The sequence below is a fragment of the Actinomadura sp. NPDC048955 genome (assembly GCF_040649435.1).
GTDB lineage: Bacteria > Actinomycetota > Actinomycetes > Streptosporangiales > Streptosporangiaceae > Spirillospora > Spirillospora luteofluorescens.
The window spans coordinates 1-16,601 of the sequence record NZ_JBEZJI010000084.1 but is presented as its reverse complement, the minus strand read 5'-3'; the positions used below and the strand labels follow the sequence as shown (position 1 = coordinate 16,601).

At 70.9% G+C, this 16,601-nt stretch carries 8 protein-coding genes; 5 read left to right on the top strand and 3 right to left on the bottom strand.

All coding sequences use genetic code 11. From position 1 onward, the window contains the following. Positions 1–50: 50 nt before the first annotated feature. Positions 51–638 (bottom strand): hypothetical protein, encoded by a 588-nt coding sequence (locus tag AB0C84_RS41835; RefSeq protein WP_361077339.1) that lies wholly within the window; start codon positions 636–638, stop codon positions 51–53. Positions 639–739: 101 nt separating this feature from the next. Between AB0C84_RS41835 and AB0C84_RS41830 the strand changes: the two genes are divergently transcribed. The 3 genes from AB0C84_RS41830 (at position 740) to AB0C84_RS41820 (ending at position 6,181) form a co-directional block, all read left to right on the top strand. Continuing rightward, positions 740–1,390 (top strand): hypothetical protein, encoded by a 651-nt coding sequence (locus tag AB0C84_RS41830; RefSeq protein ID WP_179843910.1) that lies wholly within the window; start codon positions 740–742, stop codon positions 1,388–1,390. 141 nt (positions 1,391–1,531) lie between these two features. Next, positions 1,532–5,335, top strand: a complete 3,804-nt coding sequence (locus AB0C84_RS41825; protein WP_361077336.1) for a hypothetical protein — start codon at positions 1,532–1,534, stop codon at positions 5,333–5,335. Positions 5,336–5,608: 273 nt separating this feature from the next. Then, positions 5,609–6,181 (top strand): hypothetical protein, encoded by a 573-nt coding sequence (locus AB0C84_RS41820; protein ID WP_361077333.1) that lies wholly within the window; start codon positions 5,609–5,611, stop codon positions 6,179–6,181. 301 nt (positions 6,182–6,482) lie between these two features. Here AB0C84_RS41820 and AB0C84_RS41815 read toward each other — a convergent pair whose 3' ends face one another. Next, complete coding sequence (locus tag AB0C84_RS41815; protein ID WP_361077330.1) at positions 6,483–10,538, bottom strand: hypothetical protein; 4,056 nt, start codon at positions 10,536–10,538, stop codon at positions 6,483–6,485. Continuing rightward, positions 10,523–13,159, bottom strand: a complete 2,637-nt coding sequence (locus tag AB0C84_RS41810) for an ATP-binding protein (protein ID WP_361077327.1) — start codon at positions 13,157–13,159, stop codon at positions 10,523–10,525. The genes AB0C84_RS41815 and AB0C84_RS41810 overlap by 16 nt, the downstream gene beginning before the upstream one ends. Before the next feature lie 150 nt (positions 13,160–13,309). Between AB0C84_RS41810 and AB0C84_RS41805 the strand changes: the two genes are divergently transcribed. Both AB0C84_RS41805 and AB0C84_RS41800 read left to right on the top strand, forming a co-directional pair. Continuing rightward, positions 13,310–15,049, top strand: coding sequence for an AAA family ATPase (locus tag AB0C84_RS41805; RefSeq protein WP_361077325.1), 1,740 nt, complete (start codon positions 13,310–13,312; stop codon positions 15,047–15,049). A 44-nt stretch (positions 15,050–15,093) separates the two neighbouring features. Continuing rightward, positions 15,094–16,527: a hypothetical protein gene (locus AB0C84_RS41800; RefSeq protein ID WP_361077322.1), complete on the top strand. Its 1,434-nt coding sequence runs from the start codon at positions 15,094–15,096 to the stop codon at positions 16,525–16,527. Positions 16,528–16,601 lie beyond the last annotated feature (74 nt).

The window sequence follows — 16,601 nt, the reverse complement described above, 5'->3', positions numbered from 1 at the left end:
GCAGCCAGGACCGTGCGGCCCTCACGCCGATGCGCAAGTGCCGGCCGCGCTCACCCGCGACGGCGATCCTTGCGGCCCCGCCCGCGGCCGCTGGAAAGCTGGGTGGACGCCGTCAGCGCGCGTCCCTTGCGGCGGGGAGCCCGCAGCCGGTTCGCCCCGGGGATCTCCTGCTGCGGGTAACCGCGCGAGTCCCAGCGGACCGCGTCCACAGGGACGCCCCCGGGCAGCATGCGCACCTTGCCCGCGGCGGTGCGGCGCAGCGGTGAGATGCCGATGTACAGCCGGACCGGCCGGCCGTCCACGTAGAGCCTGCGGTTGCGAGTGCCGTTGATCTGCAGGCCCATCCACGTCGCCAGCGACTCCCCGTTCAGCGGGGACAGGCTGACGGACGCCCAGCCGGCCGCTCCGCCGAGCACCGGGCCGTACATCAGCGCGTTCAGCCCCGGGCCGAAGACGAGGAAGGAGATCAGGAACCCGAACGCCGACCCGACGACCACGGCGATGAGCGTGGTGAGCCTGAGCGTGCGGGGCAGCGTGATGTCCTTGTTCAAGCTGCCGATCACCGCGGGCGGCGGCTTCAGCATGTTGGTGGCGGCCAGCATCGCCGGCCCCCTGACGCGGTCGTCCTCCTCGCTCATGCCTCAAACCGTGCGGGGTTGCCCCCCGGACGCCATAACGATTCGCGACACGTCGCCGCACTCCGGTTGCCCGGACCCGCCCGCCCGCGACGGTCAAAGTCATGCCGAAGTTGACCGACTACGCCCGCGAGGGCTTCCGGCGGCGGCGCCTCGTCAAGGAGACCGAGCTGCCCGAGTGGTGGAACATCGCGGTATGGGCCGGTGTCGGTGGCATCATCCTGATGCTTCTGGTCAGTGCGGTGTTGGACCGCGGCGGCTCCTCCGGCGCCGCCCCGGCCGCGAGCCGGGCGCCGCGCTACCAGGTCCAGACACTCGACCCCCGGGGCCTCACCGCCTCACCGAGCCCGGGGGAAGGGACGCCCACCCCCTCCGGGGGCCCGTCGCAGGTGCTTCCGACGGGAGCCGCGGCCAGCAACTTCACCGCCACCGCCGCGACCAGGGTCCCGATGACGGACGGCGGCGCGACGGTCGTCCCCGCCGGCGCGCTCAACGTGGCCACCGCCTCCGCAAGGGCCATCGTGACCGGGAACTGGAAGGGCATCCCCGTCATCGGCACGGCGCGGCCGACTCCGGCCAAACCCATGCCGCGGGGATCGGTGGTGCGGGGGATCACCGTCATGGATCCCACGAAGACCGGCAACAGCCAGTACCGGTTCAGCGCGACGATCACGCACCCGGGCGGGGCCCGGCCGGACGTCGTCGAGCTCCTGGTGGAGCCGGACGGGAACGGATACGCGGTCCGGGCGGGTTAGCACACCCGTCGACCGCGATCCGCCTTCCCCTTGCCCTGCACGCGAATCATCGGACGGTCAATTTCGATCGTCTCCCGCGCCCGGGGGGTGAGCGCAGAGCCGAGCAAGGTACCGGAACCGAGGTAGCGGCTAATGCCCTGGATGGACGAGGACAGCAGCCCGTGGAAGGGCTCCGAGGTCTCACCGCGGCCTCTCGACGGCGATGAACTGCAGGACGGCCCGCCGCCGGCTCCACCACAGCCGACGGCACTGCAGCCTGTGGTGGACGGCGAGCCGCCAGAGGATCTGGCCGAGCTCGCGCCGGAAGAGATCGCCACGCTGGGTTCGGACCCCCGGCTCGCCGCGTCGGCCCAGCTACCGCAGAGCGCCTCCGAGATCCTCAAGGAGCAGTCGGCGATCGACCGCGGCCCGGACGGGAAGGGGACGAACCCGTACGGCGACGCGGCGCTGCGGGGCGGGCCCGTCCAGCTCAACAAGGACAACCCGCTCGGCATGCAGCGGGCGCTGGACGTCGCCGCGAAGGCCGCGCAGCTGGCCAAGGACCTCAAGGCTCCGCCCACCGGCACGCCGTCGGAGCAGGCGCCCCAGAGCGACCCCAGGGAGGGGCTCAAGAAGGCGGCCGGCGACTTCGCCGAGGGCAAGCTGCGCGAGGCGGCCGCGAAGAAGGGGCTCCCGGCCAACTACGTCCCGTCGATGCCGGAGGGCGACAACCTCGGGGAGAAGGGCCTCAACCTCCTCGGGCAGGCCGCCGACATCGGCGCCCGCGCCCTGTCCGACCGGTACGCGCCCAAGGTGTACGACGGCGTCAAGGACTCCGGCGCCGGCGGTCGGGCGCTGGACAAGTTCGAGCAGTCCAAGCTCGGCCAGAAGATCCCGAAGTCGTTCATGGACGGTTTCCGGCGCCGGAAGGGGGGCGCCCCGAACGCGGCGGCAGCGGGCGCCGGCCAGAAGGGCAAGGACCAGAGGGCCTCCGGGCAGAAGTCCGAGAAGGACAAGAAGCATGGCAAGCTCAAAATGCTGCTGGCCGCCAGCCTTCCGGTCCTCATCCCGTTCCTCTGCATCATCCTCATCGCCGGGATGATCCTGGGCGTCAACGTCGACGACGACGTCCCGGAGTCCCAGCCCGAGCAGACCTCGGACACCAAGGTCGCCGAGTACTTCCCCGGCAACTGGCAGCGGATCCTCAAGCAGGCGTCGGAGCAGACCTCGGGGAGCGCGCAGGACTACTCCGAGGTCCCCTGGACCATCCTCGCGGGCCTCGCCAAGGCGCAGACCGACTTCGCCCGCTACAGCCCGTACGACAACGTCGACCGCGACCCCGGGCGCAAGGCGAAGGAGGTCCCCGGCGGGGACGGCTCCGGCGGGGACGGCACCGGCGGCGTGGACGTGAACGTGAGCAACACGGTCGGCGCCGGGCCCGGTCCGGTCGAGGGGATCACCGGCGCGGGCTCGGCCGCCACCGTGCCCGGCACCGGGAGCGACCACGTCGCGCCGCCGGACGGCGATCTCAGCCACCAGCTCGGCTGGTTCCTCTGGGCGCTGCGGATGCAGGAGTCGAACGGCGTCTACGACCGCAACGCCGGGACGAACCAGAGCACCGCCTGCGGCGCCTACCAGTACATCACCAGCACCTGGAACAACTACGGGGGCTACGCGAGGGCGTGCCTGGCTCCGCCGAGCGTGCAGGACCGCCGGGCCAAAGAGGACGTCCTCCGGATGTGGAACAAGTACCACAAGTGGCAGCCGATCGCGGTCGACCACTTCACGGGGAGCTGGGGCCCCAACCCGGAGAAGTGGGACCAGTGCCCAGGGGCCTGCGACTTCAACCCGACGGCCTGGAAGTACGTCGACGGCGTCATGACGAAGATGCGGGCCGCGGCGCAGGCGCACCCGGCCGGTTCCGGCGCCGCGCAGCCCGCCTCGTACCACGTCCGGCCCGGCGGGCCCCGGACGCAGACCGCCGCGCTCCGCGCCGGAGCGGACGCGCCGGAGACCGGGGGCACCGGCCTGCGCGCCTGGGGATGCGACGTCGACGACCCGGATCCCGACATCGGCGGCAAGGACGACCAGGGCTCCGGACCGTACCTGCTCACCCCCGCGGCGTCGGGTCAGATGCGGATGCACGGCATGAATCCGCAGAACCCGTGCCAGTCCTCCTACTTCGTGGCCTTCGAGCTCGTCAAGGCGGCGGAGAAGGTGCACCGGGACCCGAAGAGCCCCAAGTGGAAGGCCGACGGCAACGAGAAGGACCAGGAGAACGCCCGCAAGTACTGGAGCAAGGTCATCGCGACCTCGGGCATCTTCATGGAGCGCACCGCCAGCCCCGGCGGGGCCTGCGCCGTCCCCCCGCCGGACGACCCCGAGAAGCCGTGGTCGGTCAGCTTCAAGATCATTTCGATCTGGCGCTGCGAGACCAACCGGCTCCAGAACCTCTACCTGGTCACCGGCGCCAAGTACCAGGAGGGCGGATTCAAGTACTCCGTGCAGGAGAACCGGCCCGCCGCCGTCGAGACCCTCGTCAACGAGGCGATGTCGGTCAGCTACGGAGCCGGCAAGTGGAAGACCGACAAGTGCGAGAACGGCAAGGACTCGCGCCAGGGCATCTTCCCGATGACCAAGGAGGAGGCGAAGGAGGCCGGAGTCGAGGACCGGTGCGACGTCGACAAGAACATCGCCGGCGCCGCCAAGCTCGTGCTGTCCGTCGAGAAGGTCCCGCCGGAGGAGCGCCCCAACGGCATCGGGCCCTTCCAGCCGATGATCGGCGGCTGGCAGAAGCTCAGCATCGCCATGGGCACCGACCTCAAGCTGTTCTCCCAGATCGGCCCCGGGCAGAACAACTTCGAGGCGTCGGACAAGTGCCTCACGGTGATGAGGAAGTTCCTCACCGACATCGCCCCGTTCGCGACCGAGTTCGCGTCGCTGAAGAAGCCCCCCGGCGACGACAAGGTGTACAGCGAGTGGAAGCCGAAGCTGGACAAGGTGGAGGAGGACCACGGGATCACCGACCCCGGCATGGACCCCGCCTGCATGATCGGGTCCTGGGCTCCCGGCTTCAACAACACGCTCGCCCAGATCGCCACCGACCTGGCGGGCAGCGGGGCGAACGGCGCCAACCTCAGCGGCCTCGGCAACTACTACCAGGGCCGGGAGGACGCCAACAAGGAGATGCCGCCGGTCGTCGGCGAGGACACCCTGGTCATCCCGCGGCTGGCGCTGCGCCCGCTGAAGCCGGTCGGCGCGCCGGTCGCCCCGGACGCGACCGAGGCGTGGAGCCGGCTCGGAAACACCGAGGGCGTGCTGCTCCCGCTGGAGCAGATCGCCGTCGAGTACGCCTGGTTCTTCGGCGGCGTCATCCCGCCGTTCAACAGCGCGGGCAAACTGATCGGCTCGCTCGCCACCGGCGGGGGCGGCGCGGTGGACAACGGCACCGTGCAGGTGACGGTCGGGCCTGACGGCTGCCCGGAGAACGCCCCGAACAACACCCTGCGCGAGGGGGCCAAGGAGATCGGCATCCGCAAGCTGTGCGTGGACTCGGTGGCCCAGGCCCGCACGCCCCAGGCGGCGATGGCCATCAAGTGGGCCCTCACCCACCTCGGCTGGCCCTACGCCCCGCTCGACTCCGGCAAGCGGAACGACCCCGGCTGGGCCGACTGCTCCAGCTTCGTCTCCCGGGCCTACCGCGACAGCGGCGCCATTCCGAACCTGTACCCGAAGGGGAGCAACGCCCCCGTCACCACCACGTTCGTGGGGGCGCGCTGGACGCACAAGATCACGCTCAGCCAGGCGAAGCCCGGAGACCTCGTGGAGCCGCACTCCGGCCACGTGGCCATGCAGCTCGCCGACGGCTACAAGGTGCACACCAACCAGACCGGGGACGTCTCCAAGGTGGAGCGCGCCTATTCCGGCGCTTACTGGGTCGGTTGGATCGACCCCAGCAAGGTGTGAAACGCTCCCTCCCTACGGCCGCCGATTCCGCGTGACGGTGATCACGCGGAATCGGCGTAACGGCCGTTTTTCATTACGCCGGCGCTCCGTTCACGAGACCTGCCCAAAAACGACCACAGTGCACCTTTCGCTTGCGAACACGGTGCGCTGTGCGCGACAATTGATGAGCACATCGCAAACAGAGCCGACCCGGCCCCGTTCGCATCTCATCAGACGCGTACAGAAGCCGGGTCCATCACCCGGCTTCTCGCGCCTTCACCGAAGGGAAAAACCGTGAACAGCGCGCAGCCGAACAACCGACGCACCCAGCTCATCGTCCTGGCCGTCGTGGCCGCACTGGCCGCCGCCGGCCTGGCGTTCGCACTGGTCATGAACACCGGCTCGGACAGCGCCAGCGACCGGACCGACCCCAAGCCCAGCGCGACGGCCCCGGCGAACCAGAACAAGCCCCGCGAGGTCATCGCGATGGTCGAGCACGGCGAGCAGCACGCCCTGCTGAACTTCAAGATCTACCCCCAGGGCGGTCAGGTCACCGGGACCTACACGCTGGTGCACTTCGACGGCAACGGCCGCAAGGTCGAGAACCCGAAGGACCAGCCGTTCAACGGCTCGGGCACCGGCAACTCGGTCGAGCTCAACGGCCTGGGAGACCTCGGCCCGGTCAAGGGCACGCTCTCCCCGGACGGAACCAGCCTCACGTTCGACCAGACCTTCGGTGTGGAAGAGACCGTGTGGCAGGTCATCGGCTCCGAGAGCGTGTTCGACGGCAAGGTCGACGAGTACGCCAAGCGGTTCGAGTCGTGCTCCAAGAAGCACGACTACAACCCCTGCGAGGGCGTCAGCTGAACGCCTACGCAGGCGCAGGTTCCCTGGACCTGCGGGAACACGACCCGAACCCCGACGACGACCGGCCTCCACCCCCAGCGGGGTGGAGGCCGGTTCTTCTTTCGGCTCCCGGCGCCTTCCGGCTAGGTCCTGTCTCGAAGTGACCCCGGCCACGCACGCGAACGCGTGACCTGCCCGGTGGAGCGAAGCCGGAGGCGAGCGAAACCGGGCAGATCGCGAAGCGATGCCGCGTTCGCCCAGGCCCGGTCACGTAGCGAGCCGCCAGGCGAGCTACGTGGGCCGGGACTGAATCAACACCGTCCTAGGTCCTGGACATCTCGTCCCGGTACATGTCCCGCAGCACCCTCCGGATGTCGACCGGGGTGTTCGCGTTCGCCGCCAGCCGGGGGTCGACCTGGGTCATCCGCCTGCTGTCCTGGAGCGACCGCTCCAGGTCGCTCAGCCGGTCCATCACCGCCTGGTTCTCCGAGCGTTCACCGCGGCCCTCCCTGTCGAACACGTCCCGCAACTCGTCGAGGCTGCGGAGGATCCCCGCCGCGGCCCCCGAGTCGGTCGGCCGCTGGGAGATGGCCCCGACCAGCCTGTCGATCTCCTGGTGCACCTGCTGCTGCGCCTGCTGGTTGCTCTTGGTGATCTGGTCGGCGAGCCGCGTCAGCTCACCGGCGTCGATCATGCTGTTCGGATCGGCCATCTGCACCCGCAGTTCGCAGACGCCGCGCGCGTTCCTGGACGCGTCGACCGCGTCCCGGAACATGGCGCTCAGCCTGTCGACCTGCTGGGCGGCCTCCTGCTGCGCCTGGGTGAGCCGGGCGTACTCCGCTCCGAAGAACTCCCCGGTGATCGTCCCCGCGTTCATCGTGTCGTGCAGGTTCTTGGTCTCCATGGCGACGCTCACCATGGAGCGGATCTCCCCTTCGAGCTGGCGCTGGAGGTTGCCGGCCGACGCGAAGGTGCCGTCCGGCATCTCGATGCGGATCCTGTTGAAGTCTCCGATCTCGCTCCGCGCGGCGGTCATCACGCCGCTCACCGCGTCCAGGTCGCGCCGCTGGCGGATGTCGGGGGCCGGCATGTCGACGTCGCTGGCCCACTCCCGGGCGGCCTCGACGGCGGCGACCTCTCCCCGGCGGGGGGCGATGCTGATGCGGGAGAGCTCCTCGTCCTTGCCCCCGTCGAGCCAGCGCTCCACCCGCACCTTCACCTCGGGAAGGCGCGTGTCGAACCCGTGGGCCTCCAGGACGTTGACGATCTCGCCTTCGTCGGTGACGTAGCCGCGTTCCCTGAGCTGCGCCGTCATCCGGGCGATCTGCTGGTCCTGGTTCTCCAGGACCCCGTCGGCGGTCATCTGGGGCCGCCGGTCGCGGGCGGGCAGGAACAGGTGCGGCATCATGCCCAGCTGCTCGGCGGTGATTCCCTGGGGCCGGCCGTTCGCGAACTCGACGTTGGGGGCGAGCAGCCCCTGGTTGCTGACCTGGAGCTGGCTGGCGTTCAGGCCCATCGCGCTCGCCGCGTCGGCGAGCGCCCGCATCTTCTCCTCGTCGTTGACGAATCCGGTGAACTCCGGGTGGAGCCCGCCGGGCTGTCCCTGGCCCCACTGCCGGGCCCGCAGCATGTTCAGGCCCTCCTCGGCGTGCTCGCCCATCAGCCGCCGCTGCTCCTCGGAGTCGCTGACGCGGATGATGTTGCGGTGCCAGTCGTCGGCCTGCCGCAGGCCCGTCCGGGCGCTGTTCGCCGTGGGCATGCCCGCCGCGGAGATCGCGTCCATGCCCGTCCCGTCGCCGCCGGCCCCGGAGCGCGCGCCCCTGATCCCGTTGACGCCGGCCTGGATGCCGCGCCCGGCCGCCGCGGAGCCGGTGAAGGCCATCAGCGGCAGCGTCGCCAGCACCGCCGGCGGCGCCACCATCGTCAGGCCCGCCAGACCCGCGGTCAGCCCGGCGTACGCGGCGGCACGCTGCGCGGGCGACCCGGACGCGGCCTTGCGCTGCAGGGCGTTCACACCGTGCTGGAGCTTCGCGCGGCCGCCGTCGTACTTGTCCTTCGCCCAGTCAGTGATCGGGCGGGTGGCTCGCTGCGCCCCCTTCTTCGCCGCGCCGGCGACCGCCCTCGTCGCGCGGTTGTTGAGCATGCGGCGCTGCAGCGACCGCTCGTCCAGTGCGGCCAGCCGCATCTTGCCCACGCCGAGGCGGCCGAGGCGCTGGGACACCTGCTGGCCGGCGTTGCGCGACAGCCTCCGGTCACCGCTGCCCCGCAGCACGATGGCCGAGGCGAATCCCGTGGCCCCCGAGGTGGAGGAGATGTCCCCCAGGCTCAGGATCTTGCTGATCTTCTTGAACAGGAACAGCGCCACCAGGGGGGCCGCGCCCTGCGCGACCTGCTGGAAGAAGTTCGGCGTGCCGTCCTTGGTGGTCGCCTCGATCGCCTGGTATGTCGTATCGGTGAGCATGGTCAGGAACGTCAGGGCAAGGGTGAAGAGGGCGTCACCCGCCGCCGCCGCTCCGGTGAGTTTGAGCAGTCTCATCCCTTGCGGCAGGCCCGCTCCTATGAGGAGCAATGTCAAAGGCAAGATCATGACTAGTCCTGCCAAACCCACACTGGACACTGTCATACCGATCGCCATTGGTCCCATGACGAACAGGAAGACGAAGGCGACGATCATCGACAGCAGGCCCTGGGTGAGCCGCTGGGCCTGGTTCTTGCCCAGCCAGGCGCTGACGAAGTTCCAGTCGGCCTGGCAGGCGGGCTCGCTCGCGTAGCAGTTCCCCAGCTTGTCCTTGAGCTCGTCGTCGCCGTTGAAGTAGAACGTGCCCATCGTGCCGTTGTCACAGAGGAAGCAGAGCACGTCGATACCGGCGACGCTGAACTGGTGCCCGCTCTTGTCGTCCTCGTAGGTGACGTTGCTGTAGAGCTTCTCGCAGGCCTTCGCCTTGTCCTTGGTGTCGGTGGCCTTGTCCCACTGCGGGATCGTGTGGGCGCTGCCGAGCCCGTCGTCGTTGGCCTTGCAGGCGCCCCAGGCGATCATGATCATCTGCTCGTCCGCGGCGGGGTCGATGAAGTACCCGCGGGCCGAGTTCGACGTGGTGGTGCCCTTGCCGTGGCCGGTCGCCAGGTCGTAGGCCTCCAGCTTGTTCTCGGTGCTCACGTCGGCGTTGGCCTCGAGCCAGCGGCAGGACGCGTGGGCCGGTGAGGGGAACTGCTTCGTCCCCTCGCCGAACTGCGCGGCCTGCCAGGAACGAACGAGCGAGATCTCCCACATCTTGCTGACCTGGACCATCGCCTGTTTTCCACTGGCGAGTGAGGTCTCCTTGTTCCGGGCCATGTACTCGTCGTTGAGCTTGTCGTCGAATTTCGCACAGGTGACCGCGCCCGCTCCGCCGTCCGGGTGGCCGTCGTAGAACACGGGATTGTTGGCCACGCCGTCGTTGACCCTGCCGATCTTCTGCAGGTCGTAGAGCGAGTCCGCCGCGGTGGTGAACCAGCCCTGGACGGTCGCGGCCGTCCAGGGCATCGTGTACGCCGCCGTCGGGTTGTCCTGGTGCTTGTCGGCCTGGTCGCCGATGAAGAAGATCAACCCGTTGGCGGTCAGGAACACCATGACCAGGCGTATCGCGGCCGCGGGCCCCCGGCGATGACCGCTGCTGGACCAGCGCCGGATCACCGCCGCCATGACGAAGATCCACGAGGGGATCAGGAACCAGGCCGCGTACAGGGAGAAGGTGCGCACGACGGAGTTGATCGGATCCGCCGCCCGGCAGATCATGTCGAACGAGTACCCGAAGCCCATGAGCGAGCCGATGATCCGCCAGCAGAGCCCTCCCGCCATGAACATCAGGCTGGCGATCATCGAGACGAACCGCTGGGTCTTGAAGATCCGGGCGTTGTCCACCACGAAGAGCTCGAAGGACGTCCACCGGTGCAGCGGCAGGAACTCCCTCGCCTCGCTGTAGGCCTCGCAGTCGTCCCGGTTGATGTCGTAGGTGGGCTCGTCGTCCGGGGCCGCCGCGAGCAGGCGCCCGCCGGCGCCCGGCACGGTCTGCGCCACCGGCGCGGAGGACGCGCCGGGCACGGTGGAGGCGGCGGGCGCTGAGGAATTGGCGGGCAGGGAGACGGCGGCGGGCGCTGAGGACGCGGCGGGCGCGGCGGCGTTCGACGACCGGCCGCCGGATCCGAAGCCCTCGGTCTGCCCGGAGAGCAACGCGAGGCCGCCGAAGACGGTCAGCGCCAGCACCCACACCAGCAACTGGAGTCCGCGGCGCGGGCGCGGGGGTGCCGCAGTCGCGCCGCCCGGCTCCGCCTGGACGGAACGGCTCCGCTTCCGCGGGTCGCCGCGGCGGGCCGTGCCGGGCCTCAGCCGACGAGCCATGGGTTCTCCTCCCCCGTCTGCGGCGGCGCGGCGGTGAAGTCATGTCCCGTGTGCGGCGCGGCGCCGATGTCCTGCCCCGGGGCCACGCCGTTCTGCCCGGGCGGCGCGGTCGCGCCGGGATCGTTCATCCGCGCGGCCGCGGCGACTGCCGCCTCGTACTCGGCCCGCTCGGCCTCCTCGCGCTCCCTGCGGGCCTCCTCGCGCTTGCGGCGGTCCTCCGGGTTCGTGCTGTACGCCTGCGCCGCCTCGGGCGGCGTGGGGCCGAGGACGACCTGGGCGTGCCGTCCGAACAGGTCGCGGAAGATGCCCCGCGCCCAGCGCGCGGGCTTGCCATCCTCGGGTGGCAGCGGGCCGAACTCGCGGATCTGCGCGAGACGTTCGGAGGTCGGGTTCAGGCCGCACAGCCGCAGCGCCGTCTCGGCCTCGCGCTTCTCGTTCAGCTTCAGCACCAGCACCCGGCTGAGGTAGGACTCCAGGTCCTTGGTGACCACGTCCGCGATCCGCTGGGTGAGGAACACCGGCATGATGTTCAGCGACCGGCCCTCTCGCGAGATGCGCTGCAGCGAGGCCAGGCCCTCGGCCTGCGAGAGGAAGGTCCACGCCTCGTCCACGATCAGCACACCCGAGCGGTTGGCGATGAGGATCTCCAGCGAGGCGCGGATGACCAGGCGCACCGCCGCCAGCGCGATGCGCTCCGACACCGAGTACTCGCTCGGCGTCTTGCCCTCCGGCAGGCCGAGCTCGCGGTCGAAGTCGACCAGCGTGAGCCGCTGCGACATGTCCAGGCGGGGCAGCGGCTGGAGGGCGATGCCGAGGGAGAACATGGAGGACGCCTCCATCTGCTGCTCCACCAGGCTGCGCACCCGCTCGGCGTCGTCGCCGGGCACGTACTTCAGGGCGTCCCAGACACAGCGCGCGCCGTTGAGCGCGCCCCGCTTCAGCCCGGAACCGAGCGCGAGGCGCTCCGACAGCGTCAGCCCGTCGCGCGAGTCGTCCAGCGCGGACAGGATGTGCACGTTCGCGATCTCTGCCGCGATCGTCGGCGGCGCGTACCGGAACGGGTCGAAGGCCCCGGGCGACTCCTCCAGCGCCGACATCGACACCCGCCCGGCGGGGATCCCCAGCCTCTGGACGTAGTCCACCATCCCGTAGAGCGAGTCGCCGCCCTTCGGGTTCACGAAGATCACCGGTAGGCCGTTCAGCGCGGCCTGGGTGGCGACGGACTGCGCGAAGAAGGTCTTGCCGCTGCCCGGGTCTCCGAAGATCCCGAAGACCGGCGGCAGGTTCTTGCGGGGGGCGCCGAGCGGGTCGACGAAGAACGGCGTGCCGTCCGGGTCGATGAGCCCGCCGTAGACGCCGAGGTCGTCACCGAGGTCGGAGAACGCCTGGAGCCCCGCGTGCGACACCATCGGCACGTTGACGTCCTGCAGGAACGGGTTCACCCGGACGGAGGAGCACGGCAGGGTCTCTTCCAGCGCCTGGATCTGCCGGTGCTCCAGCGCCTTCATCTGGATCCCGTAGTACTGGGCCAGGAACTCCATGTAGGTCTCGGTGGCGTCGGTCATCTCCCGCGCCATGATGAAGCTGCACCGGGCCAGCATGGGCTGGTTGGAGTTCGCGAGGTAGTCCTCGACCTCCTTGGCCTGCTGGAAGGTCTGGGAGAGCTCGACCTTCTCCAGGTCCTGGGTCTTGCGCTCCTCCTCCATGTTGGACATGATCCGGCGCTGCGCCCGGCGGGCCCTCGCCCGCGTCAGGTTCGCGGGTTCGAGCTCGGCCCTGATCGAGATGACGTGCGGGGCGTCGCCGGGGTGGCTGATCACGTCCAGCGCCCACTGGGCGTCGGGCGACGGCATGATCGGCTGGTCGAACCGCATGACGGCGGCCATCTCCAGCTCGCCGATGCCGGTGACGTCGAGCCGGGTCGGCATCTCCTCGATCACCGCGTCCGGGCCGCGCCCGAGGTTGTACCAGGACTCCAGCTGGTCGAGCTCCTGCCGGGTCGGTTCCTGCGCGTCCGCCCGTTTGAAGATGGAGACGATGTGCTCCATGTCCTTCTGGTAGTCGGACAGGTCGGGGACGTCGTCGGCCATGGAGTCCTTGACCAGGTCGGTCAGGGCCTTCACCGTCCCCATGCCGCCCTGCGAGCCCTTCCCAGCGCGGGACGTCTTGTCCATGAGCGACGACCGGAGCTGCACGCCGACGAACAGGACGCGCTTCGGGGCCAGGAAGCCGAAGGCCTCGGCCTGGTAGGCGCGGAGCTCGTCGGTGTTCTCCTTCGGCGGGGTGACGAGGTCGTCCCAGGTGATCGAGACCAGGTGGATGTTGCGGTTGTTGGACAGGGTCGCCAGACCGCCCACGGGCTGCCGCGACGTCCGGCCGAGGTCGCCCAGGAGCCGGGACAGCGGCGCCGCCATGGACAGCTGCTCCGCCGGGTCCTCCCACTTCATCGGCGACAGGCGCACGGTGCGGTAGATCCACACCTCGCCGTTGTAGCCGACGTAGACGCCGTCGCTGGTGCGCCAGGCGTACGGAGTGGTCCACATGGTGGCGGTGTCGGCCTCGGAACGGCCTGCGCGGCTGGTCCCGGTGAGACGTCCGAGCGCCGCCCTCAGGTTGACCATGTGCTGTCATCTCCCTGGTCGTGTTGGCTCTCAGGGAGACAGTCCGGCATCCGGGGCTGGCGGCATCCGTCATTGTCCGCACAGTCGCTATTAGAGATTCCGGCCGCTTCGCCGACCGGGTGACAACCAGAGCGCTGAGGACACTGAGTGATGGCAACTGCGCCGAACCTCGTCGTCGCGGGGGACCCGGGCGTCGCCCGGAGTTTGCGGGATACCGGTCGGTTCTCCGCCGTGTACGACGCCGCCTCCGCGGCGGAACTCCGCGACCTGTCCAAGAGCGGGCGGGTCGGACCCCCCGCCGCCTTCATGTTCGCCCCGGGGTTCGTCGAGGACCTTCCGGGCGCCGGCGTGTCCGTTCTGGCGAACGGGCTGGCCGGCCGCGGGTTCACCGTGCTCGTGCACGGATACTTCGCGGAACGCGGCGACACCTTCGATCCGGGCGTGCACGTCATCGGCGGGCAGCTCAAGATGTCGGACCTGCTGGCACTGTTCGGCATCTCCGGCCCTGCCCCGGCCAAGCCCGCCGCACCGCCACCGCCGGCCACGCCACCGGCCGCACCGCCGGCCACACCACCGACCGCACCGCCGGCCGCGTCCCAGGCACCGGCTGCCGGGCAGCAGCGACCGGCGGCCCAACCGTTCACGGCCGCCCAGCCGCCCGCCGAGCAGCCACCCGCCCAGCAACCGCCTGCCGCCGCCCAGCCCTCCGCCGGCGGCTGGAATCCGAATCCGGCGCAGCCTCCGTCCTTCGCGCAGGCGCCCGGGACGGTGCCGCCGCAGGCCGCCGAACCGCCCGCGCCCTCCGCCCCGCCTCCCGGCCACCAGCCGTGGCCGGCGGCCGCGCCGGGACAGCAGGGGTTCGCGGGGCAGCAGCCCGTCCCGGGAGGCCACGCGGAGCAGATTCCGGAAGCGGGGCCCGCGACGGGGCACGACCAGAACCCGATGCCGGCCCAGCCGGCCTCGAACGGATGGCCGGGGCCGCAGCAGATGCCGGCGGCCGCGCTGGTCAGGGCCGAGGAGCCCGCCCCGGCCCTGGGGCGGGTCATCGCCATCGCCTCGGCCAAGGGCGGCGTTGGCAAGACCACCACGGCCGTGAACCTGTCGGTCTACGCGGCCAGGCACCTGCACGCCGCCGGCCGGCCCGGAAGGGTGGCGCTGGTCGACACCAACTTCCAGCAGGCCGACGTCGCGCGGTACCTCAACGTGGAGGCGCCGACGATCCTCGACATGCTCCGGGCGAACGGATCGCTCAGGGTGGAGAACGTGCGCAACCATCTCGCGCACATCGCGGACGCCGACCTGTTCACGCTGCTCGGGCCGCAGGACGTCACCATGGCCGACCCGGCGCTGATCAACGCGATGCTGTACCGGCGGATCATCACGGTGCTGCGGCAGGCGTTCGACTTCGTGTTCGTCGACACGCCGGTCGCCGAGCTCTACCACATGACGTTCACCGACCTGGTCCTGCCGGAGGCCGACGCGATCCTGGTCCCGGTCGAGCCCAACCGGGTGACACTGGAGGCCGCGCGCGCGTGGCTCAGCGCGATCACCATGGCACGGCACTCCCGGAGCGGCGGCGTCGACCCCGAGAAGCTGTCCCTCATCCTCAACCGGGCCCGCACGGACGTGGACTGCAGCCCGGAGGACGTCATGGACCTGATGCCCGGCTGGCGGTTCGTCGGCATGATCCCGGAAGACCTGGAGTGGACGCAGGCCGCGAACAACCGCCGGCTGAACGCGCTGCAGATCGGCCCGGACCTGGAGACGACCTTCCGGGAGATCCTCCAGTTCGTCACCGGGGACCCGGTGTTCGGCCAGTCCCTGGCCGCGCAGCCGGGGGCCGGCCGGGGCGGCATCTGGAAGCGGCTCCTCGGCATGGACCCCAAGTGATCAATCTCGATCCGGCCCCTACTCACGAGAAAGGAAGCGGCCATATGGCAGCGCAAAATGAGCCCGCCACCGGAATGGACTTCTGGGCGGCCATCGGCGTCGGCCAGGAGGAGGACGATGGGCCGGAAGAGCAACCCTCCCAGGACAAGCTCCTCGTGACCGGTGCTCCCGCCCCCGCCGCACCCGCGGACACGGGCACCGCCACGAGCCCCGAGACGGGAGCCGGCCAGCAGAGCCCGCAGGACGACTGGGCGTCACTGTTCTCCGCCTGGGACGACTCCGCCAACGGCGCCGCCCCCGCGTCGGGGCAGCCGTCCGCCGGAGCACCGTCCGGCCAGGCGGCGGCCGGAGCGGGCGGTGCGCAGGCGCAGGCGCCGGCGCCGGCGCCCGCCCCGAAGCCGGAGGCACAGGAGCAGTCCTGGAACCAGGAACCGGCGAAGCCCGCGAACGCGCCCTCGGAGCAGCCTCCCAAGGACCCCGAGGTCACGCCGGGCGCCGATGCTCCGGAGGCGGGCGGCGCCGCACAGGCTTCCCCGTCCGCGCAGGATCACCGGATCACGCGCAGCACGCCCTTCGGAACGGGCGGACAGGCCGCTCAGACCGCGGCACCCGCACAGCCCGCCCAGCCCGAGCAGGCCCCGCAGCCCGAGCAGGCAACGCACACCGCGCAGCCCGCGAACGAGCCCGTGGAAGCCGCCGCGGCCCAGCCCCCGCCCGCGGCGGACCCGGCATGGGCCACCGCGGAGCGGATCGCCACGACGCTGCGCCCCCGGGTGGCCGAGCTCTGGCTGGAGGTCCTCACCCGGCACACGGGCGGGGACCCGGCCATGGCCAGCCGGGTCTACCACGTCCTGAACGGCACCCACCTGCTCGGCGAGCTGATGCGCGACGAGACGATCGACGAGGTGCACGTCCACGGGACCCAGGTGACCGTCTGCGGAGCGCGCGGCATCCGCCAGATCCCGGGGTTCCCGAACCTCGCCGCGTCCCGCCGGGCCGTCAAGACGATCACTGCCTCCCGGGAGAAGCGGGGCCTCGTCGTCTCGAAGGTGAACGACTCCGTCGTGATCAGCCGGCGCGACGGCGTGGTCCCGAAGACCAACGCCCTCGTCGCCAGCGGCGTCGTCAGCGGGGACCAGCTCGCCCGGATTCGGCAGGCGCTGCAGCAGATGCAGGCCGTGACCGTGACCGGTCCGGCCGCGCGGATCGTCCTCCGCGCGCTCGCCTCGCTGATCCCGGAGGGCAGCCGCGTCTTCCTCGGGGCGTACGCGACGCTGCCCGCCGGGTGCGTCACGGCGGTGAGCCCGATGGAGGCCGACTACGTGCTCGGCGTGCGCCCGGGCGCGGTGGCCGAGGAGATGGCGGGCGCGGGGCAGGTCGGCGCTCTCATCGCCAACCCGGAGACGCAGCTCGCCGCTGCGCTGCGGTTCGCCGTCACCGGACCGTCCGCCGCGCCGGAGCGGCTCGTCGAACGCTGACCGCACGGCACCGGGCGCGACCCGCGCCCGGTTCCCGCGCGAACGGCGAGGGGGCGCCGCCCGCCGTCCACGGC